Raw genomic sequence first — 22,524 nt, 5'->3', positions numbered from 1 at the left:
TGTAATTGCCTCCTTTGAATGAACCGCACGTTAATGGGATACCTTAGACAGGTTGGACACACTACTAGCAATGGTCTTGATTATTTTGTGATACCTTTCCAGCATAGAGTGGACATAGGAAGATTCCAGCAAAGCGGTATTCCACCTCAGGGAACAGGTCAGTCCGGTTGTTGATTTCACGACTGACAGTTGCAGTGCTGCTGGCTCTGAGAGGTATACACGCAATCCCACTTCCCCTCCCTCGGGTAAAGATCTCGTTCCATCCTCTGTGCAAAAGACGACGTTATAACGTGATGAACCCTCCCTCCCGCTCTTCAACTCATTAGGGTCCAGCAGCAAATGAAACGGATATAAAACAGCTTGAAGCGCAGCTTGATGTTTGTCCTTCACTTTTTCTAGCAAAGGATTAAACGACGAAAGCCCCTCCATCGAAACTCTGACTGGCACAGGATGCTGGATACATAAAGGTACTCCGCTGCCCTGAACTGGATGTCCTTCGGGATGCATGACATAGATCAAAAGCTCCTCCGCATGCGTTAATTGCCGCAGCAGCAGGAAATAACAGGCGAATAGAACGTCCGTAACAGAACCTTCATGACTGGAGGCAAAAGCTTTTAGAGCTTCAGTCTCCTCTGTGGCGAGAGGCACTTCAATAGAAGTCCACTCGGGTGTTACAAAAGCTTCTTCCCCGCGTTTGAACGGCAATCCGATCGGAGGAAGCGGCTTTTGCAGTGCCTCAGTCCAATACGCCTTTTGAGGCTCCAAATATCCTTCCTGCAGCAACCGTTGTTGCCAATAAGTAAAATCAATCTGCGAGATGGACTGAAATATGTGGTCTGTATCCACTGCCGAATCCGTAACAGCAGCGGAATAGCGAATAAACAGTTGTTCCAGCCAACCTTTCAGATCGAGGCACTCCGTTAGTAATGGATGAACAGCGACGATCAATTGGCATCGTTCGTTGCTGTCACAACCCAAGCGTATCCGGTACAGCGGACCTTGTCGTAACTCGAACGGGTTTTGATACTCCACAGCCACACGGTGTTCCGCCCAAGAAGCTGCATCCCCCTCTATTACATCTGTGAATTTGTAATCCAACGGAAGATACGCCTGCACCTGCTGAGTCGGCCCAGCTGTCTCTTCCCTGAAGGTTGTTCTGAGCGTGCTGTGTTCGGCTTGCAGTTCTTCCAGCACTCTGACAAATAACGTCTGATCCACCTTGCCTTTCCACGTTGCATGAACGATCACATTATTAGTTGATCCTCGATGTCGCCATATCTGCTTTTGGTAAAAAGACAAAGGGTGCTGCTCAGCCTCCGGTGCCGGGCAGATCGCAGGAAGCGCAAAAGTAGAGTCCTTTCCCTGCCGTTTCTGTTTCATCTTCTCCGCTTCCTCAGGTGAAAAAATCCGGTACTCCGCTAAAGCTTGCTCAGGCTGGTCCACAATCTGGTCGATCAGGCTGAGCAAATGTCCTGCCAGCGCAGTGATCGTCTGTTCGTGAAACAAACGGGAATAATACTCAAAGGTACATTTCAGTTCCCCTTGCATTCCCTGAAAAATGTCGAGCTTTAAATCCATGGTTGAACTGTGCTTGGCCCAGTCCAACATGTTCAGCTTCAAATCTCCCATCGTAAATTGGGTTCTCTGCATCCCCTGATTATGTAAAATAAGCATGGTGTCAAAAATAGGGTTGCGTGAAAGATCGCGCTTCTGATCCAGATGCTCCACCATTTTTTCAAATGGATAATCCTGATGATCATACGCGGCTATGGTGCGATGAGCCACCTCCTTTAAGAAGTCCGCAAAGCGCCGCTCACCCGCTGGAGTATTACGAATAGGCAAGTAGTTGGTAAAAAGTCCTATCGTATGCTCTACACCCGCATAACGTCTGCCAGCAATGAGGGAGCCTACAATGACATCCTCCTGCCCTGTGTATTGATAAAGCAGCACATTGTATACAGCAAGAAGCGTCATATACAGCGTAGCGCCATGCTCCTGTCCCATCGCTCGCAAGCGTTCAGCGACCACTTTGTCAATCGTGAACGAGTACACCCCCCCTTCAAAAGTCATCACAGGCGGCCGGGGATAGTCACTTGGCATTTTCAGAACAGGCAATCCTGACTCCAGTCCTTCCGTTAACGTCCTCAGCCAAAATTGCTCCTGCTGCAGCATCTGCTCACTTTGCAGAAAAGCATTTTGCCATACCGCATAGTCCTTATATTGGATACGCAGCGGCGGCAGGTCCTGTCCGGCATAAAGACTGGTAAATTCCCGAATGAGGATCTCCATGGAAACGCCATCCGAAACAATATGATGCATATCAAACATCAGCAAATGCTTGTCCTCTTCATCACATTCCTCCGTTAGTCGCAGCAAGCGTACCCGAAGTAAAGGAGCCTCTCCCAGGGAAAACGGCTGGACAAATTCCTCCATCAGCTTTTGCACATCTGCTCCCTTTGGAGCCACTCCCAGTGATATAGCAAGCTCAGCCTGCGGAAGAACACTTTGCACAATTTCATCCTCCGCAACATCAAACACCGTCCGAAAGGATTCATGGCGACGAATGATCGCAGCAAAAGCAGCTTTAAAGCGTTCCACATCCAGGCGTCCCGTGATCGTAGCCGTTCCGGGCATGTTGTAGCTCAAATTACCTTCTGCCAGCTGTTTCAAAATAAACTGACGGCGCTGCGCATTGGATACGGGATAAAATGCTTGTGGAGACACAGGTTCGATGGACTGGTAATCCGATTTTTTTTCGCCTGAAATAAGCTTGGCCAGCTCACGAATGCAGGGATGTCCAAACAAATCAACCAATGTAATTCGTGTATGGAATACCTGGCTTATGGCAGTAATCAGATCTGTTGCCAGCAGAGAATCCCCGCCAAGTTCGAAGAAATCCGCATCCACAGACAGTTCGTCAATGCCTAAAATTCGGCCCCAGATACGTGCCAGCCTGTCTTCTGTTTCCGTCGGAACATATCCGTCACCAAAGGAAATGCGTGCTTCGCTATAAGCTGACACCTGTCCATCGCGTTTGCTGCTTCTACGTTGGATCGGCGGCTCCACCCAATATCGTTGCTTCTCCCAAGCGTATGCAGGCAAGGGTACTTTGGCACACCCACCTGCCGGATAATCCTCCGACCAGCGCCTGTTCTCCCCAGCAACATATCGCCGGGCAATCATCAGGGCATCATCTGTATCCAGCGCCATTTCTACCAGGGACTCGCTGCACATGGAACAGAAAATCCCCTGCTGCTCCAGCCCTGTTCCATCCTGACGAACCAAAGCATCATAAGCCTGTTTGAGCTTTGTCCAAAGGCTGCGTCGATCCGTGACCGGAATCGCCAGCCGATAAGCATGATGCTCTCTGCCCGTATTCAGGACGTAACAGATATTTTCCAAAGGCGGAATATCGTCATTCTCCAAAAAATCAATATATCGGGCAGTCAATCTTCGCAGTGAATCCTCACTGTATGCCGAAAGGGTAAATACACGCTCCCCACCGCAGGGTAGATCGGAGGACGAAGAAAGGGAGGGCCTGCTTCCCTGATAATCCTCCAGCACCACATGACAATTTGTACCGCTTAACCCCCATGAACTGATACCCGCCCTCAGTGGTATTCCGTCCTCACTTCGCCATTCGGTTAGCTTCGTATGGATATAGACCGGAGAGCTATGCAGGTTCATCAACGGATTCGGATAAGCAAAATGCAGGGTGGGCGGAAGCTGCTTATGCTGTAAAGCCATGATCATTTTGATTAATCCTGCCATGCCTGAAGCGGAATCAAGATGACCGATATTGCTTTTAACCGAGCCGATTCCGCAAAATTGTCTGTTTTGCGTATACCTGCGAAAGGCATTCGTAATCCCCTTAATTTCAATCGGATCTCCAATTTTGGTCCCCGTTCCATGAGCCTCGATGTAAGAGATCGTCGAAGGGTCAATGCCCGCACGCTTCCACGCCTCTACAATCACTTCTTCCTGAGCTCGGGCATTCGGGGAGGCCAATCCGTTGGAGGCACCGTCCTGATTGATGGCACTTGCTTTAATCACAGAGTAAATATAATCGTGATCCCTCTCGGCTTGCTCCAGTGGCTTGATCAGAACAACGCCACAACCTTCGCCCCATCCCGTACCGTCGGCATCCGCGTCGAAGCTGCGTGATTGTCCTTGCGGAGAAGTAATCCCCAGCCCGCCCGGCTCCATCCTGGTGGGTAACGCACCAATGGCTACCCCACCCACCAAAGCCATGCTGCAATCTCCAGCGCGTAATCCCTCACATGCAAGATGCAAGGCAACCAGGGAAGACGAGCAGGCGGTGGCTACACTCAATGCAGGACCGGACAGATTCAGCGCATAAGCGAGACGGCTTGCGATAACTGGCGGGAAATTCCCGACAAAGGCGGTGGACGACTCGCTTTCGATCAGCTCCTTGTATCGCGCTTCACTATAGCCGACATATACCCCCACTCGTGAGCCACGAATGCGTTCCCCGCCATACCCTGCGTCCTCAATGGCCTCATAACCGGTTTCCATGAACATACGCTGCTGCGGGTCCATGTATTTGGCTTCACCCGGAAGAATATTAAAAAATGCCGCGTCAAACGTATCAACTTCCTCCAAATAGCCTGCCGGCATATATGGCCCTTGATTCTGTTCATCCAAAAAGGGACGAATCTGCTCCAAACGTGAGCTTGGAAACGTTCGTATCCCATTCAAACCGTTGACCAGATTACTCCAATATTGTTCCTTGTTATCTGCTTGCGGGAACCGTCCGGCTACGCCGATGATGGCTATATCCCTGTTGCGGTTTATTCCATCGTGGGCTGCGGACGATGAAGCAGTTTTGAGCCGAACCTGATATTGCTTGATCAGAGAATACGCATGCTCTTCGGATAATTCCTGTTTGGCTACAAGCTGCAAAATGGCTTCAACAAACGTATCCCTCATATGCTTTCATATCCTTTCATAGCTTCATCCACTGAAATAGCGTCCTCCTTTACACGCTTGATCAGGCTTCGTAAATCCTCGTCCGCGCCGGAAACTTCGACCTGTAAGTGCGGTGCTACGTCCGTCACTTCTCTTGTGCTGGCGGCATGCCTGTTTTCCATAAATTGCGCCAGCTGTGCAACTGTACCGTACGAGAACAAATCCCCAGCCTCCACTTCGGGATCAATCCGTTCATTCAGAAGACTCAGCACTTTCAAAATAAGCAAGGAATCCCCGCCGATTTCAAAAAAATGTTGACCTACATCAATTTCCTCGTATCCCAGCACCTCTGCCCATATTTGAGCGATCTGCTGTTCCAGCTCTGTGTAAGGCTCTGTTGTTTTCCCTTTCAGACTGACCTTCACATCTGTCACCAAACGGTTAGGCTCGACAGATGGCAGAGCTCCTGTTTCCTTGGTGGATTTAGCTACAGCTCGGCGTCGACTCGTCAACATATCCGGCGCAAGCTGAATTTTCATCATCGGCGCCCATTCACGCAACTTCTGTGTATCAAACTTGCCGATGGCCACCTGATCCAGCGGATAAGACAAACTCATGCGGAAAGCAGCTAGAGCATCTGATACAGGCATATAGTCCATGCACCCTGGTCCAGTGAGTCCCTCCCACGCATACCAGTTGATCGCAAGCGTCGTTTGCCCCCGCATGTTACGCTGTGCGCTGAAAGCATCCATAAACACATTGGCAGCCGCATAATCTCCACCGCCAGCTCCGCCCCATAGCGAGGCTACCGAGGAGTACAGAACAAAGAAATCTGTCTCTTGCTCCGCCAGAAGCTTATCCAATACCAGCGTTCCGTGAATTTTGGGGCGAAGCACCTTGCCAAAATCGTCCAAATTCTGAATCTCCAGCGGACGGCTGGTGTCGCCGCTAGCTGCCGCACAATGAACCACTCCCTTAACGGGGCCATAACGAGCTTGTACATCGTCAAAAATGTGTTGCATCTGCCTATAATCAGCCACATCTCCCGCGTAATAATGCACCTTTGAGCCGTGTTTTTCCATGTCTGCAAAGGCCGAAAGCTTACGGTAAATTACGGTATCAGCCTTCCTTTGCACCGGATCATTTATGATGTGTGACCATTGCGATTTTTCCGGCAGCTCCGTTCGGTTCAGGATGACTAGATGGATCGGAGCTTGCTCGGATAAATACCGGCTAACCTCCAGTCCTAATCCCCCTGCGCCTCCAGTCACGATATATACGGCACCCGGACGAACGGTGATGGAACGCCGGGGTGGAATACCCGGATGATTCCGATTATCTGGAGTGCTTACCGTATCCGATTCGAGACGAGACATACCTTGGATGTAACGCTCCTGACGGATGACAACGAATGAATCCGTTTTGTTTTCTTGCAGCTCGGTCATGATCAGATCCGCCACTTGCTCGTTGGTGTGGTGGAGCGTTTCGACATCCAGTCCGAAGCATTGCAATTGTGGATGCTCCTGAGAAATAACTTTGACCAAACCGTGAATCGCCGCTTTTTCAGGTGATACTTGTTGCTCGTCCGATATCCGCTGGGTAAAGTTCGAAACCACCCGCAAGTCCAGCGTTTCATGCAGACCCTGATGAAGTAATGCTTTAGTCAGAAAATAAAGACTATAGACACCTGACTCCAAACCTGCATCCACTGTTTCAATGTTCACTTGGGTTGACGGGGTGGCTGTGCAGGTCCAGAGATGAACGATACCGTTCAAGCGCTGATTACGTTGTCCCAGTTCATTCATGAGTTGAATATAATCTGCTTCTACACCCGGCTGGATGGTGTACTGATGATCGTTCCGTTTTTCAAACCTTTGCCCAGCCTCTACAGTCACCACATGATGACCGGAGCGCGTCAAGCGTTGCACCAGTTCCTCACCAATCCCCAGCTTGTCTTGGAAGATTAACCAGTTTCCTTGAGCTAGCACGCCTTCTCTTGTCTTCTTCAGTTCTTTTTTAATCCACCGAACACGGTACATTAAATCTTCAACCCTGCTCACTTGTTCTTGCTCGCTCATTCGACCGATAATCAGCGCGGTTTCAGCCTCGGCACGGTTTGGCAAATGCATAGGAAAGGTTCGTACCTCCGTGAATCGCTCCTCCTTCAACAACTGCCCCCATGTTTCCGTCGGAACCAGCGGAGAATCCTTCCGTATGTCCTGATCCTCGAACAGCCACCATCCCTCCGTCATGCCCCAGACGAGATTTTCCGCAGGCTCGTTCTGCACTTTTTCGATCATAAACAGGGCTCCACCAGGAGCAAGCACCTTTTTCAACTGGGACAAGGACGTTCGTAAACGGCTCGTGGCATGAACTACATTCAGGCCAATAATGATATCAAACTGTTCTGGCGCAAAGCCTTGTGCCAAAGGATCTTCTTCAATATTAAAAGTCTGATATCGAACAAACGGGTAGGCTGCAAACTGCTTTTGCGCTTCCAAAATGATGCCCCGGCCCAAATCGGTGTAGCAATACTCGACTTGACGATTTGCTATGGCTGGGAAAAGAACCTTGCCCACCGTTCCCGAGCCAGCCCCGACTTCCAGAATGCGGAGCCGTTTTCCCGCTTGCGCTAAAATATGCTGCTTTAATGCGTCCAGCGCCATCGTCTCACACAGATCGCCCAGCGTACGTCCCTGATTGGCAAAGCCCGCCAGGAATTGCGATGTACCATCGGGAAACAGCACACTCAGGGGTGACCTTTTCCCGGTCAGCACAGCCGGATAGGCGTCCAGACAATACTTCAACACCTTGAATGTTCCCGTAAATGCCGGATATTGTTCCACGTATTGGTTACATAAGGCCGACAGATCGGGAGCTAACCCTTCAAGGGTTAGCGTGATATTATCACCGTCAATGCAGATGTAGCCCTGTTCTTCTACGAAACACAGCATGAACCGAAATAGACGCTGATATGTGGAAGTAATCCCTATCGTATGCAACATTTCTGACTCTTTATATACTTTTCCGGGTTCCGTGAGCGTCCCCCATTGTCTGAATAATCCGATAATAAGCTGGGCCGCAAATTCATCAACCGCCTTTTTATAGCCCTGTACTACCGCAAAGCCGCTCTCTTCCAATAACCGTTCACCAAATTGGAAAACCGCCTCGGTAGCCTGCCAGAAGTCAGGAGCTTCCTCCTGCGTGTCAGGGGTCAATTCCGCACTGTTTCGTACATGCGGTGGTTGCTGAACTTTGGGTTCAACCCAGTAGCGCTTCTCTTCAAACGGGTAGCCTGGAAGAGGGACTCGCACCCGGTTTTGTCCGTGATAATAGTCCTCCCACTCCAGCTCCCTTCCTTGCATATACGCCTTTGCCATATGCTCCAGCGATTCCGCAGGCTGTACCCTATACGGCTCAGGGCTGTTCCCTGTTTTTGCTGTCGTATTTACGTATATTCGTTCGCGATCCGGTAATGCCGAAGCTGCATCATGATCGCTCTGCTCCACGAACAGCATGAGCTTACGCCGTAATTCTTCCTGCGAGTTGACGACGGTAGCCAAACGGCAGGTGTCGTTTCCACGGCTGATATTGGTACAGTAACAAATGTCTGCCAAAGCTTCGTTGGTATTTCCCAGATAAGCTGCAAACCTGTCGGCATAAGCGTAGAGCGCTTGTTCAGTCCGAGCTGACAAGGTGAATACATATTCCTCGCCCAGAGAAGGAACTTCTCTTTGGATCGCATATTCCTCCAGCACAACATGGCAGTTCGTTCCGCTCAAGCCAAAGGAGCTTACCCCCGCACGACGAATTCCGCAGTCTGGCGTCCATTCCTGAAGTGACCGAGCAAAATAAACCGGAGAATTTGCAAAATCAATATGTGGGTTAGGCACTTTAAAATGAAGGGATGCCGGAATCTCACGCTTGGTGATGGCCAGCACTGCTTTTATAAACCCGGCAATCCCTGCCGCTGAATCCAGATGCCCGATATTGCTTTTGACGGAGCCTACCGCACAGAACTGCTTACGATCTGTATACCGTCCAAAAGCCCGTGTAATGCCCTCCATTTCAATAGGATCACCTAGCTTGGTGCCTGTTCCGTGCGTTTCGATATAAGAAACCGTCTGCGGATCAATCTCCGCACGCTTCCAGGCCTCTTCAATCACTTCAGCCTGCGCTGCCGCATTGGGAGCTGTGATCCCGTTGGAGCGACCATCCGAGTTAGCTGCGCTTCCTTTGATTACTGCGTAAATATAATCACCATCAGCCACCGCCTGCTCCAGTGACTTCAGTACAACAGCGCCAACCCCTTCGCCACCGCCTGTACCATCTGCCGATGCGTCGTACGCCTTCGTCTTTCCATCAGGTGAGGCGATTCCCATATTGAAGAGATTTTCATCCACCATCGACAGATACAGATTGACACCACCAGCTACAGCCATTTCACAACCGCCGGACGTTATCTCCTGTACCGCATGATGCACGGCGATGAGTGAAGAGGAACAGGCTGTATCAACAACCTCCGCCGGGCCTGTCCAATTGAAGGCATAAGCAATCCGTCCGGCAATCACAGCCTGCAAATTCCCCGGAATTGCGGAAGGCTCTACCTGTGGCATAAGGTCCACATATTGCGGTGTGCCTGTCCCTACGAACACTCCTGTCTTCGAGCCATACACCTCTTTTTCCGAGTATCCCGCATTCACCATCGCTTCCCATACAACCTGCAACAGTAGACGCTGCTGCGGGTCCATCATCCGTGCTTCATTAGGGGATATTTGAAAAAACGATGCATCAAAGCCATCAATTCGATCCAGATATGCCCCTTGCGGCAACGATCTTGACTGCCCGACTACATCATCTGAACTCTGAGCAATATCCTGTAACCGATGGGCCGGAATGTTGCGGACGGCATCCACCTCGCGACACAGATTGTCCCAGAAGTCATCGCAATTGTCCGCCATAGGGAAACGGCAAGCCATGCCAATCACAGCAACATCACCGTTTCGCCCCTTGCTTCCAAGCTCAGGTCTGTGGGTATGTAGTCGTTTTGTTTCCGTTTTGCGAAGGGCTTCGGTAGGTTGCTCTACACCGCCGAACTGAATGATTTTAGCCTGCATGGCGATCGTATGATGTGTAAAGAGCTGCGGAATCGTCAGCTGAACTTTCAGCAGATGGTGGATTCTGCTTTGCAGTCGCACGATAGACAACGAATTTCCACCTGCTTCAAAAAAACTTTCCTCCACACTAACGACAGGTACGACCAGCAGCTTCTTCCAGATCTCCGCCAGCTGTTCTTCCAGCTCATTACGTGGTGCCACATATGCACGGGTTTCGGTAATTACAATCTGGTGCAGAGGCAACGCTTTTTTATCCACCTTGCCGTTCACTGTGACGGGCATGGACTCCAAGCAGACGATATGAGTCGGGACCATATAGCCCGGTACATGCTGCTTCAAGTACGACTGGACATCGCTCGTTCCGACCGGAGATTCTTGCCTGGCTCCCGATTTTTTCAAGGTATAAAAGGCAGCAAGATCCTCGGTTCGTTCCTCTGATCCATGCGGAATGACCACGGCTTCTTTGATGGACGGATGACTTCTGAGAACAGACTCAATCTCCCCCAGCTCCACACGCATCCCCCGGATCTTAACCTGATCATCGGACCTGCCGACAAACTCCAGATTGCCGTCAGACAGCCATCTCACCAGATCGCCTGTTTTATACATCCGTTCTGTTTCGGTCCCAAACGGATTCGGCACAAAGCGTTCTGCCGTCAAGCGTGGATTGTATAAGTATCCGCGCGCCAGTCCAGCGCCAGCGATGAACAGCTCTCCAGTAGCTCCGAAGGGCAGCAAGCGTTGCTGTGGATCCAGAACGTATACCTGATAATTCAGCAGAGGCTTACCTATGGGTAATGTTGCTCGCTGCTCTACAGGCAGGCATTCATACAGAGTTGTATTAATAGCCGCTTCCGTCGGGCCGTAAATGTTGAGCAGCTTGTCTATGTTCAGCTTATCGCGTAATTGCTGTACCAGCTCGCCGCTGCAAACCTCACCTGCCACCATGATAAAAGCAAAGTGATGTTCGATATCTGTCACCTGTTCCAACAGCACTTCCATCAGTGAAGGTACGGTATTCAACACGTTAATCCGTTCCTTCCGTACCAGTCCCCAAAAGGCGCTTGGATCGGTTTTGGCTTCTTTTGGAATCAGATACAGTGTCCCGCCTGTAGCTAACGGTAAAAAAATCTGCTGCACAGAGGGATCGAATGTGAACGGAGCCATCAAAACATGTCTCAACTGTTCATGGAAGTCATAGATGCGTTTCAGTCCAGCCAATTGATTGACAATATGACGATGCTCTATCACCACCCCTTTGGGCGCTCCCGTCGAGCCTGATGTGTATATGACATACGCTGTATGATCAGGTCTACCCTCAAACGGTAGATTGGACGGCTCACCCGCATATAATGCAGGATTGGATAGATCGAGCACTGTTCCTTGAAAAGCATGGGTATCCACATGCTGTGGAGGTGAGATCAACAACTCCATCCGACTATCCGTTAAAAGCTGCTGTACCCGCTCTACTGGAAACGTCGGATCTATCGGACAATACGCCGCTCCAGCCTTTAATACCGCTAAGATGGCAATGATGACCTCCGTCGTCGACTCAGCCATGATGCCCACGATATCATCCGATCCCACTCCGTGACGTTGTAAAGTACGGGCCAACTGATTTGCCTTCGCATTTAGCTCTCTATAGCTAATGCGATACCCTGCCTCGACCACAGCAGCTTGTTCAGGCGTTGTCATCACCTGTTCTTCGAACAATTGATGCAGCAAGGTCACACCCGGCAGCTCTACAGCCGTCTGGTTTAATCCATGTACCAGAAGCTCTCGTTGCTGTGGAGCCAGCATATTTGCCGCATCATCCTCCAGAGAGACCGCCGATTTCTCAGGCCATTGAGCCAGAACATACAGCAAATTTGCAGCAAAGGATTGGACTAGGGACAACGAATACACCTCAGGCCGATAAACCAGTTGCAGCATTCGACCTTCTTCGTTTGGTACAAGCTTGATCATCAGATCGAACCGATCCAGGTCCTCAGTCACCGTTTGTAATCCCTCATCCACACATGCCAGTTGCCACAGTTCTTGCAGTTCTCTCCCGTGAAGAGATGTCCATTTGTTATAGAGAAGGGGCACAGAAACATCCTGATGATTCATCGTTCGAGAAAACTCGGCCTTCATGTCTTCGTTAAGCTCACGCCAGGTTCGGCTTTCCTGAACCCGCGGCTTGAGAAAAAGCACATTTCCCCGCTTGGGTTCGGACTGTATAAGCGTCGTCGTGCCGATACAAATATCCTCTGACTGCGAATAGCGATAGACCAGCCCTGACAGCGCCGTCAGGAACAAAATAAAACGTCCCAATTCCGAGCCCTTCGACATTTGATCCAATTGACGAATCGTTTCCCTGGGAATAACCATTTCGAGCGTTTCCTTGCGAGCCTCCAGCTGATGGTTAGACTTGCTTCTGCTTGCAGGCAGTAACTCCCTCGGCAGGTCTTGAGACCATTTTTCCATCCAATATTCTTCAATGATCCGGCCTTTCAAATGTGTACTTTTGTCCATACACACTCCCCTCTCTGTCAACCGTTCCAGGCCTTCATGAGCTGACGAATCTACCATATCTTCCAGTTGATAATCTCAATGAATCACTTAATTAATTCACTATTCAAAATGCTCAGTCTTTCCTCAAAAGGAGGATGCACGTGATTCAGTTCCTTCTTCCATTCAGCCTTGCAGCTGCAATCCAGATGGTCCAGAACGCTCGGATCAAGAGTGTGATTATACTCCTTCAACGCCTCCATTACTCGATCACTGCAATGCGGACAATTGTAAGGCACCCCGACAGGAGAAGGATAGAATTGGAACAAACCGACGATGATCTTACCCAAATGCGCCGTCCGTTTTACCACCTCAACGATGCTCCAGAGCCATGCCGGTTTATAGGCGCCCTGGTCACTTAAATATTGCACAAGTGTATAATCCTGTACGGTACAGCTTTCCAGTGAAACGGTCGTCGTACCGAGCTCAAAAGCATGCTCAATCGTTTGTACGGCATGTTCGATAGCCTCTTGTTCCGTAATAAAGGGCGGCTTCAGCAACACATAGCTACGTAAATTCAGCTCCTGGGTCACCAAGCGGGCGGCCTTATCAAATTGCTTTAAGGAAAAGCCTTTGTTTATGCATACATACCGCAAAAAGTCGTCAATCATTTCGAGCCCCATGGCGACTTCCACATGCTTATCCGGTAAAAGGCGCTTAATTTCCGCCATATTTTCTTTCGTTACAAATTCGGGTCTGGTTTCGATGACCAGCATTTTGATCTCAGGCTTTTCTCCAACCATGCGTATGATTTCCCACAGCGCTTCAGCCGGAACTTCATTGTCGTTGAGAATGGAGCCGTTATTATACAGATTGAGTAAAGGATATTTGCTAAAATCAATCCGCTTAAATTCCTCACTAAATTGCTCCAAATAATAATGGGCAGAGAGAGGGCCGTCTTTACGTGTTTGCTTGGCCAAATGACCGCACATGGTGCAGCCATTTCCGTTTTTCAAGGCCCACTCACATCCGTTAGACATTAAATACATGACTGCGCGTTGATAGTTTTTTCCCTGAAAGTTTTCCTCACGAATATCCGTTTCTGTCGCTACTTTGTCCAAATGATACTGTTCATCTGGAATTTTAGCGTGAATCTCCTTCATTAGATTGGCGATGAGTCGGTAATAGTGGGCGGTTTCTTTCGTGGTCATCCATTGATAGGAATCCATTTGTTCCCAAGCTTTCGGCTTCTTCATCTTCATACACTCCTTTTCAAAGTATCCGGGCTATAGTCAAATTCAATCGCCCAAACCTCTTCCAGTCTCTTTTCCATCTCCGTCAAGGAGTGAATATTCTGAATGGCATAATCTCTTTCTGTAACGATCAGCCTGAGCAAAGCAACATAACGTTCACATAACAGTTCAATCGCGGACGGCTCATATTTTGAGGGCTGATACATGATTTGGATGGCAGTTTGCTCCATTTGATGAATGCTCACCAGAAGTGAATAATCCGTTACGCTATGGCCAGAAAAGGATTCCAAGGTCAATTCACTCTGTCGATTGATCTCCAGCGGATAATTTTCAATCACAAGCAACGTATCAAAAAGACGCTCTGTGCTTCTGAAATTGCCGTAAGACTGTATATCCACAAGCGGTGTTGTTTCGTAGGGCTGTCTCGCTACGCTGGCTTGCTGAATATCGAGCAAGGCTTGTTGCAGCGTATCTCCATTGCCTGACTGTAACCGTACAGGAACCGTGTTCATCAAAAGCCCCACTACCCGTTCAATTCCAGGCAGGCTGCTAGAGCGACCAGATACCGTCGTGCCGAAAAGCACATCCTGACGTCTGCTGACCTTTTGCAGCAGAATACCCCAGGCCGCTGTAAAAAGGGTACCTACTGTCACGGATTCTTCCTTCGCAACAGCTTCAAGCCCCCTCACCAGCTCCGATTGCAAAACATACGATTCGCAAGCCGTATCGCTTATTTCTGAGCTAGAAATTGTATCGGGTAAACACAGGGGCTGAACCTCATATCCAGTCAGGTAAGCTTGCCAAAATGCCTTGCTTCCGCTTCTATCCTGCGTACCAAGCCATTTCACGTACTCTCCAAAACGCGGCTTGGCTAATCGTTCTGGCTCCCGGCCTGCACGCAGCGCATCATATGCCCGGATAAACTCACCCAGCACAATGCCATTACTCCAGCCATCCATCACAATATGGTGGTTGCTGACCATCATGATATGACGATCATGTGCCAGCCTAAACACCGTAATCCGCAGTAGGGGGCCCTCGGACAGGTCAAATCCTACAGCACGGTCTGCCTCGCGCAGCTCCTGTAGTACCGTCTCTTGCTCCACCTCTTCCATTTCTATGAGGTCATGGAAAGTGAAAGATAGGACGCGTCCTTTCAGGACAATCTGAACCGGGTTCTGGATCTTTTCCCAGCGGAATACGCTTCTCAGCACTTCATGCTGTTGAATCGTCCATTTCCACGCCTCATAGCAGACAGATAGATCAAGCTGACCCTGCAGCGTATAGCTGTATTGCTCAAAATAAGCTCCTGTATCCTTGTCCCGTAAATAGTGGTAAAGCATTCCTTCCTGCATGGGAGTCAAACCAATGACATCCTCCACACGTGTTTTGTTCAATGGACGGTGGCTCATGGTTTCTCTCCCCCTTACAATTGAATGATGGTGCCAATCCCATATGCGAACAGTCCCTCTTGCGGGTGACGAATAAATGGCTCTCGACAGCCCGTTGGGTCTACAAACTCCTCAAAGGAGGGATAACTTTGTTTCACTTCATCCCAGAAAACGCCAACATCATAACCTCTTCCCCACGTTTCAGGCCGCATACTGATATCATGAAAAGCAATCATGCCGCCCGGTGCCACCAGCTCTTGATACATACGAAAATCCGAACTCACTCCACCGTAGGAATGATCACCATCGATAAACAGAAGATCAATCTGCCGTTCTCCTAAAACCTTTTTCAAGTCCTGTTTGGTGGAGCAGTGAAATGAACGGTCTCGAATAAAAGAAAACTGCTGCCCCGTGCTGCCAAAGCTGGAATAGAGCTGCACCTCACTGTCATCCTGACCCCCTCCATACGGTCCACCCGGATAATCAATACTGACGAGCAACGCGTCCGGATCGGCCAGTTGACTCAGGCAATAAAATACACCGCCGCTGGCTGTCCCGATCTCAACGACTGTTTTAGGCTTTTGGCTCTTCACGACCTCCAGAAAACGACGCAGCTCATAGGGATTCTGAATGGCTGGAAAAACAGGTACATGCTCGGCGACACGCTCCAAAATAGCTCTTAACCGGATAGATTGCGGACTGGTCACGTCTTCTTGAAGATTTTCCGGGGAAAGCAGTTCGAATAACTCGGGCACGATGACCTTAGCCAAGAGTCCTTCCACATCAGGTTCATCTTCTCCGTCCAGTAGCCATGCTTCCGGTAACCGTGGAAGCTTGTCCTCTGGGTTTTCGCCTTTTTCAATGGCTGCTTTGAGAAGATTCGCCTGTTCCCGTGTTAGCTTCACATACCCAGGCTTCCATGCATGAATGAGTATAAAATCCCCCTTTACCTTGATGTGATCCAAGCCAAACTTGTGCACCCATGGCAGATCGTTGTATCGCTTTTGCAGATAATAATTTAGGGGGCCTGTCGGGAGAATGCGTAAATGTTCCAATCTGTTGCTCATGCTCTCACCTCGTTCTCGTCGTAATCCATTCCTAAGTTACGTAAAAAAGCTCCGGTATGGGAGTGCTCACAGGTCGCAACCTGCTCAGGCGTTCCAGCTGCCACTAGCTGTCCACCTCGGGTGCCCCCTTCAGGGCCAAGGTCTATCACATAATCTGCTGTTTTGATCAGATGCAGGTTATGTTCAATGATGAGTACGGTGTTGCCCTCATCCACGAGCTGTTGAAGGATAGTTAGCAGTCGCTGAATGTCGTCGGGATGCAAGCCTGTGGTCGGTTCATCCAAAATGTACAACAGGCTGCGCCCTTTTTTTAACTGACTTAGCTCCTCTACCAGCTTAATACGCTGGGCTTCCCCGCCAGATAATGTCGTGGCAGACTGACCCAGCTTCATATAACCAAGACCCAATTCGTTCATGAGCTTCAACTTGCCGTAAATATCCGGTTGGTCAGCGAAGAAAACAGCAGCTTCTTCAATGCTCATCTCCAATACATCCGCGATATTCTTCTCGTGATATGTAATTGCCAGTATATCCTCGCTGTAGCGTCTGCCCCGGCACGTTTCGCAAACCATTTCAACGTCAGACATAAACTGCATTTCAGTGACGATCACCCCGAGTCCTGAACAAACTTCACAGCGTCCACCCGGTGAATTGAAGCTAAAATGTGCACTCTTTCGTTGGAGTTGCTTAGCTATTTCTGTCCTGGCAAACAGCTTTCGAATGGCGTCAAACACCCCCACATAAGTAGCCGGAGTGGATCGCGATGTCCGTCCAATTGGCTTCTGATCGATACAGATCACCTGATCAATCGACGCTTCTCCTTTCAGCTCTACATCGTGCTTCAGATATGCAGATTTACCCTCCAGGCGAGAACGTAATTTCCCATATATAACGTTATGAACCAGCGTGGTTTTCCCTGATCCTGATACCCCTGTAACACAAACTAAACAACCCAGTGGAATTCGTATATTCAGGTTCTGTAGATTGTTCTCCCTGGCTCCCAGCACCTCAAGATATTTCCCGTCACAGGCCTTTCTTCGTTGGGTGGGAACAGGAATACCTTGCTTGCCACTCAAATATTGTCCTGTCAAAGACTTCGAATTGCTCATGACTTCTTCCACCGTACCCTGTGCTACAATTTCACCACCGAGCAATCCTGCGCCAGGCCCAATATCTACAAGATAATCCGCTTGGGCCATAATCTCTTCATCATGTTCGACGACCAAGATGGTATTTCCCAAATCCCGTAGTCTGTGAAGCATAGCTATCATTTTCCCGGTATCCTTCGGGTGTAATCCAACACTGGGTTCATCCAAAATGTAGATCATGCCCATCAGCCCAGAGCTTAATTGGGTCGTCAAGCGTACGCGCTGGGATTCACCACCCGAGAGCAGGGTCACCGGACGGTTCAGATTTAAATAGTCCAGTCCCATATCCAGCAGCAGCGTCAAACGAGTCTTGATTTCCTGTAAAATGGGCTGGGCCACAGCCGCAAGACTCTCGAAAACTTGAGGTGCCATTCGCAGTAGTTCATCACAGCCTGCATACAGCTCAACCAACGGCATGTTCGAAAAATCGCGGATCGTTTTGTCCCCCACACGATATAGCAGTCGTTCTGCCTTCAAACGTGCTCCTCCGCAGCTCGGACATACTTGTTCCCACATCACTTCCTTGTCTTCCGCTTTCATGGCGCTCATTTCATCCTTGGCATTAGCGTTAAAGCGCTCATAAATAAGATTCACAATCCCTGCAAATCTTTCGTGCATCAGCTTGCCACCTGTAGCAGGATTCTCAATTGCAATCTTTTCCCCTTGAGTACCGTATAGCACAGCGTATAACGCCTCATCTGGCAGATCCTTTACCGCCGTGCTCAGTTCAAAATGATATCGGGTCGCTAGTCCCTCCAAAATTTTTCGATTTTTATGAAATTTCTCTTGCTCACATTGCCAGCCAAGTAGCTGAATCGCTCCTTCAGCTAGACTTTTGGATCGATCAGGAATCACACGTTCCAGATCTACTTCATAATGAGTGCCCAGTCCTGTACAAGTCGGACAAGCACCCAAAGGACTATTCGACGAGAAAGCCCCTGCCGAAATTTCACTCGCCACCATACCACAACAGGAGCAGCCAAAATTCAGATTACATACGAATCGTTTATCAACCACAGGTCGAATTTGAATCCAGCCATCTCCTAAATCCAGTGCTTTATCCACCATAGCTTGAATATCTTTGCGTTGCTCCACGGAAGCTGAAATCGTAATTCTGCCAACCAGTACCTCCAGCTGACTGTCTCCTTTTCCTAGACGTACTGCCTGTGGAGACATACTGGAAAACAAAACCTCAGCTTGCTCTACATCCAGCATTTTTTGATTCCAGCTTAATTGGGTGTAGCCTTTTTTTTGTATTTCCTTCAGCAACGCGACAGGCCCTTCATGTGGCATGGAAAGGATCGGCGCATAGATTTCTATTGAAGCATCAGGTGAGCATTGGAGTACCTGCTCCGTGATTTTTTTCCTTGTCTGCACAGGCAGTGCTTCCTGACAGTAGGGACAAACCGCCCGACTTGTTCGTGAAAACAACAACCGGACAAAAGAGGAGATTTCGGTCAATGTACCCACGGTTGACCTCGGGTTGCGCGACACCGTCTTTTGCTCCATCGCGATTGCCGGAGACAACCCTTCGATCAAGTCCACATCCGCCTCTTCCGTTTTTCGCAAGCCCATTCGTTCATATGCGGACAGCGACTCCATTAAGCGTCGTCGCCCTTCCGCATATAGTGTATTGAAGACAAGCGATGATTTACCCGAGCCGCTAACTCCCGTGAAAACAACCAGTTGATCTCGCGGAATCCGCAAGGAGATATTTTTCAGGTTGTGCTGTCTTGCACCTTTGACAACAATGTAGTTTTCCATGTTAAGCCCACACTTTTTCATGAATTTTAATGGATTGGTTATGAGCCACTGACTTCAGCACTCAGCACCTCCAGCTCCTTCATCTGCCCCATTTCCATCTTCAGCAGTCGGTCTGCGGTATGGAAATAATGGTCATCATGCGTAATGGCGAAAATAATTTTACCCGCCGCCTTCATTTCAGGCAGAAGTGTATGGTAAAAGAACTTGCGGAATTCCGGATCTTGATCGGCAGCCCATTCGTCAAACAAATATACGGGTCGATCTTCCAGATAACAGATCAAAAGCGCAAGCCGCTTCCGTTGTCCACCTGATAGCTTGAGCGTACTGAAATATCCATCCTTGACCGTTACTTTTTCCTCCAGTCCCAGTCTTTTCAGATAACGCTCAATGTCGGACTGCTTTTCCTTATAATCAATGTCGTACAAGCGCTCAAACAAATGAAAATCAGAGAAGACGGTGGAAAAATACTCGCCCGACGTGCGGGCATCAATGACCTCTCCATTGATCGTGATGTATCCCGTTTGTGGAGGATAGAGAGCAGTCATTAATTTAGCAAGCGTCGTTTTACCACTGCCATTGCCACCTGTGATGAAAATAATCTGTCCTTTAGCCGCTTCCAGTGTAATAGGTCCGACCAGAAAGCTGGACTCTCCAGTCACGTTGCTGTACTCGAAGCTAAGATTATGAAAACCAATTCGTTCCACAGCCACTTCTTCATCCACAAAACTCGCAGTATCATACACTTCTCCGCTGTCATCAGTCGGCATTTCCGCAATAAAGGCTTTAATTCTTCGCCAGGAGGTCCGAATCTGGAACAGCTCCGGCACAGCCTGCAACAATCCGTTGATGGGTCCGATCAAGTAGAGGAACACGACAACAAATTGAATTAATGTGTAATCCTTAATGTTCGGGAAAATCGTCGGGAACACAAAGGTAACTACACCTAAAATTAAAATCAGCAGCGTCTCGCCCAGCACCAGTGCATTGGTAAATTTAATGCGGGACACGGAGCGTTTTTGACGATACTGTTCACAGCTATCCTGAATATCGCTGCTAAACTCCGTCTTTTTGCGTCCATGCATACTAAGCTCTTTAAAGCCCTTGAGCATGTGGTCGATGAACCCCAAATACACGTTTTGGGTATCCCTCGCCTCTTCCCAATAGCGGTTAGCCGTACCGCTGACGATGCTATAAAATGCGGCAATCACCGCAATGACAGCAAGGGAAAGTATCGTGCCCCAAAATGAAATTGTACCGAGATAAACAAAGCAGCAGATGACTGTCAGTAGACTGGTCGCGAACCCCACCGCCACATTGGCCGAGAAGCCCACCATCTCTGTATCATTATTTAAAGTGGCTAAAATTTTGCCATTGTCCATGCGTTCTAATTTGTCATAAGAGCTGTGTAGCACACGTTGAATCAGTTCCATTCGTTTTCGATAAATCATGTTGTAGGTAATCTTCACTAATTTGGTTTCAATCAGCTTGCGACCGAAAATATAAACCGCCAGCGCTAATCCGAAATAATACAGCAGATATTTGAGCGGTATTTCGCTGCCAATTGAGAAATTGACGATAAAAATGACAAAGGCATTCGCCGCCCCGCTTAGCAAGCTCATCATTACCAGTAAAGGAATCGAGCGTTTATTTTCGTCTGTGTTCGGAAAAAGCGTACCCAACACCAGGTAGCCAAAGCTCAAGAGCAATCCCAGCCCCAAGGCTGCAATCGCAAACGGAAAGCTAAACGGAGACCAGACGATCGCAGTTGTCCAAGAAACGCCCTGCATGGCTGTAGGAACCAGATAAACTCCATACAAAAATGGTGTACTGCAAAGTAAAAATAGCAGCCATGTGAGCAGCTTTTTTGGATTCAAAGGCTTCAAAACACGTTGTTTGCGGATGATATCCCGTACCACCGTACTCAACAGGACCCCTACCGCCAGCACATAACATGCCAGCATGATCGTAATAACGGACCACGCATTGTCTGTTTTCTGATCTGGCTCATACGGAGACACAGGCTGCCGATCTCGTAAAATGTCCATAAGACCATGCCCGGTGATATACGTTAACGTGGTACCGTTGTTCGCCATAATCCCTACAGCCAGCTGATCCTGAGGGCGAAAAACCATATAAGCAGAAAAATTCGGATTTAATCCAGCCTTGGACACCTCTCCATTTCCGCTTTGATAATCAGCCCAGCCCATAGCATAAGACGACATATCAAACTTGCTGGGGGTAACGGTGCGGTCAGGCGCATGAGTTTCCATAATTAATGGAGTCATGGGAGATTTCAGGCTGCCCAACTGATATTTGAGCCAAGTGGCGAGGTCATTTCCGTCCATCATGATATAACCAGCGGGACGGTTTCCTCTAAAGACAGGGGATTGATATTCACGTGCTTGAAAAAAGCCGTTCTTGTAGCCTGTTGCCATCGTGGGTGCGGCTTCTGTGGGATAAAGAGTAGTTTTATTCAGACCTAAAGGCTGAAAAATATGGGTCTTCATATAATCTTCGTAAGGTTGCCCTGTGACCTTTTGAATGACAGCCCCCACGATTGCGTAGTTAATGGTGGCATATTCAAAGCGTTCGCCAGGACGATTATGTAATTCCAGGCCATTCACATTTCGTACAACCTGTTCCAGTGAATCGGGACGGTTGGAGATCGGGATGTCGGTAATTGTGTACCATGGAATGCCACTGGAGTGATGTAACAGCTGCCGCAGTGTAATCTCGACATTTTGGTGCTTATACTTGGCTTGAAACCATGGAAAAAACTTTGAAACGGGATCATCCAGCTTCAACAACCCCTGCTGCTGTAGTTGCAGCACGGCAAGTGCTGTAAATCCTTTGGAGCAAGAGGCAATTTCAAAGCTTGTCTCGGGTGTTACAGGAATCTGCTTGTCCACATTGGCGTACCCAAAACTTTTGAGATAGGCCGTTTCCTTTCCACGAACCACAATAACTGTCATTCCAGGGATATGACCTTCCTGCATCTTCTCATGAATAAATGCTTCCAAACGCTGAGTGGTGTTTTCATCCAATCCTGCTGCGGCCTCCGCACGACTGGGCGGAATACATGTAGCCACTAAAGCGAAAATCAGGATAACCGCTGCCATTTTTCTCATGATCATCTTTTTACATTCCATAATCGCTCCAGCTTTCTTTGTAATATGTAATCAAAGCTTGCTTGACCAATATATGTAAGACTATTTATCTAGTAATTACATAAAAAAACTAGGATAAATAGTATTCAACATCATGAATAAATATACACAATTTGTATATTTAATTTATGGATAATTAAATAGTTTAAGGGTAAATATTTGTTAAATAGGAATGGATTTATTTAAAGGAAAATTAAG

7 protein-coding genes are annotated in these 22,524 nt (G+C 48.7%); all 7 read right to left on the bottom strand.

The genetic code is table 11. The features are described 5' to 3' along the window. Positions 1-30: 30 nt before the first annotated feature. The 7 genes from ACM1ND_RS06115 to ACM1ND_RS06085 all read right to left on the bottom strand — a co-directional run bounded on the left by ACM1ND_RS06115 (position 31) and on the right by ACM1ND_RS06085 (position 22,293). Positions 31-4,950: a condensation domain-containing protein gene (locus ACM1ND_RS06115; protein ID WP_418027281.1), complete on the bottom strand. Its 4,920-nt coding sequence runs from the start codon at positions 4,948-4,950 to the stop codon at positions 31-33. Further along, positions 4,947-12,560, bottom strand: a complete 7,614-nt coding sequence (locus ACM1ND_RS06110; protein WP_418027279.1) for an amino acid adenylation domain-containing protein — start codon at positions 12,558-12,560, stop codon at positions 4,947-4,949. Before ACM1ND_RS06110 ends, ACM1ND_RS06115 begins: the two co-directional genes overlap by 4 nt. Before the next feature lie 83 nt (positions 12,561-12,643). After that, a complete protein-coding gene (locus ACM1ND_RS06105) occupies positions 12,644-13,792 on the bottom strand; it encodes an archaeosine biosynthesis radical SAM protein RaSEA (protein WP_028543130.1) in 1,149 nt (382 codons plus the stop codon). Between the two features lie 2 nt (positions 13,793-13,794). Beyond that, positions 13,795-15,201: a condensation domain-containing protein gene (locus ACM1ND_RS06100; RefSeq protein WP_418027277.1), complete on the bottom strand. Its 1,407-nt coding sequence runs from the start codon at positions 15,199-15,201 to the stop codon at positions 13,795-13,797. Positions 15,202-15,215: 14 nt separating this feature from the next. Beyond that, positions 15,216-16,247: a class I SAM-dependent methyltransferase gene (locus tag ACM1ND_RS06095; RefSeq protein WP_069081230.1), complete on the bottom strand. Its 1,032-nt coding sequence runs from the start codon at positions 16,245-16,247 to the stop codon at positions 15,216-15,218. Continuing rightward, the gene (gene uvrA, locus ACM1ND_RS06090; protein WP_418027275.1) at positions 16,244-19,159 is read right to left on the bottom strand and encodes an excinuclease ABC subunit UvrA; all 2,916 of its coding nucleotides are present in this window, start codon (positions 19,157-19,159) and stop codon (positions 16,244-16,246) included. The genes ACM1ND_RS06095 and uvrA overlap by 4 nt, the downstream gene beginning before the upstream one ends. 38 nt (positions 19,160-19,197) lie before the next feature. Further along, complete coding sequence (locus ACM1ND_RS06085; RefSeq protein ID WP_418027273.1) at positions 19,198-22,293, bottom strand: cyclic peptide export ABC transporter; 3,096 nt, start codon at positions 22,291-22,293, stop codon at positions 19,198-19,200. Positions 22,294-22,524 lie beyond the last annotated feature (231 nt).

Origin of the sequence: Paenibacillus sp. JJ1722, from assembly GCF_048282685.1 — a bacterium.
Taxonomy (GTDB): Bacteria; Bacillota; Bacilli; order Paenibacillales; family Paenibacillaceae; genus Paenibacillus; species Paenibacillus polymyxa_B.
The sequence above is the reverse complement of the archived record's forward strand: the minus strand, read 5'-3'. Positions and strand labels throughout refer to the sequence as shown.

Coding starts and splice junctions, on each gene's coding strand:
- ACM1ND_RS06115 (WP_418027281.1), bottom strand. CDS start 4,950: ATGAGGGATACGTTTGTTGAAGCCATTTTGCAGCTTGTAGCCAAACAG.
- ACM1ND_RS06110 (WP_418027279.1), bottom strand. CDS start 12,560: ATGGACAAAAGTACACATTTGAAAGGCCGGATCATTGAAGAATATTGG.
- ACM1ND_RS06105 (WP_028543130.1), bottom strand. CDS start 13,792: ATGAAGAAGCCGAAAGCTTGGGAACAAATGGATTCCTATCAATGGATG.
- ACM1ND_RS06100 (WP_418027277.1), bottom strand. CDS start 15,201: ATGAGCCACCGTCCATTGAACAAAACACGTGTGGAGGATGTCATTGGT.
- ACM1ND_RS06095 (WP_069081230.1), bottom strand. CDS start 16,247: ATGAGCAACAGATTGGAACATTTACGCATTCTCCCGACAGGCCCCCTA.
- uvrA (WP_418027275.1), bottom strand. CDS start 19,159: ATGGAAAACTACATTGTTGTCAAAGGTGCAAGACAGCACAACCTGAAA.
- ACM1ND_RS06085 (WP_418027273.1), bottom strand. CDS start 22,293: ATGATCATGAGAAAAATGGCAGCGGTTATCCTGATTTTCGCTTTAGTG.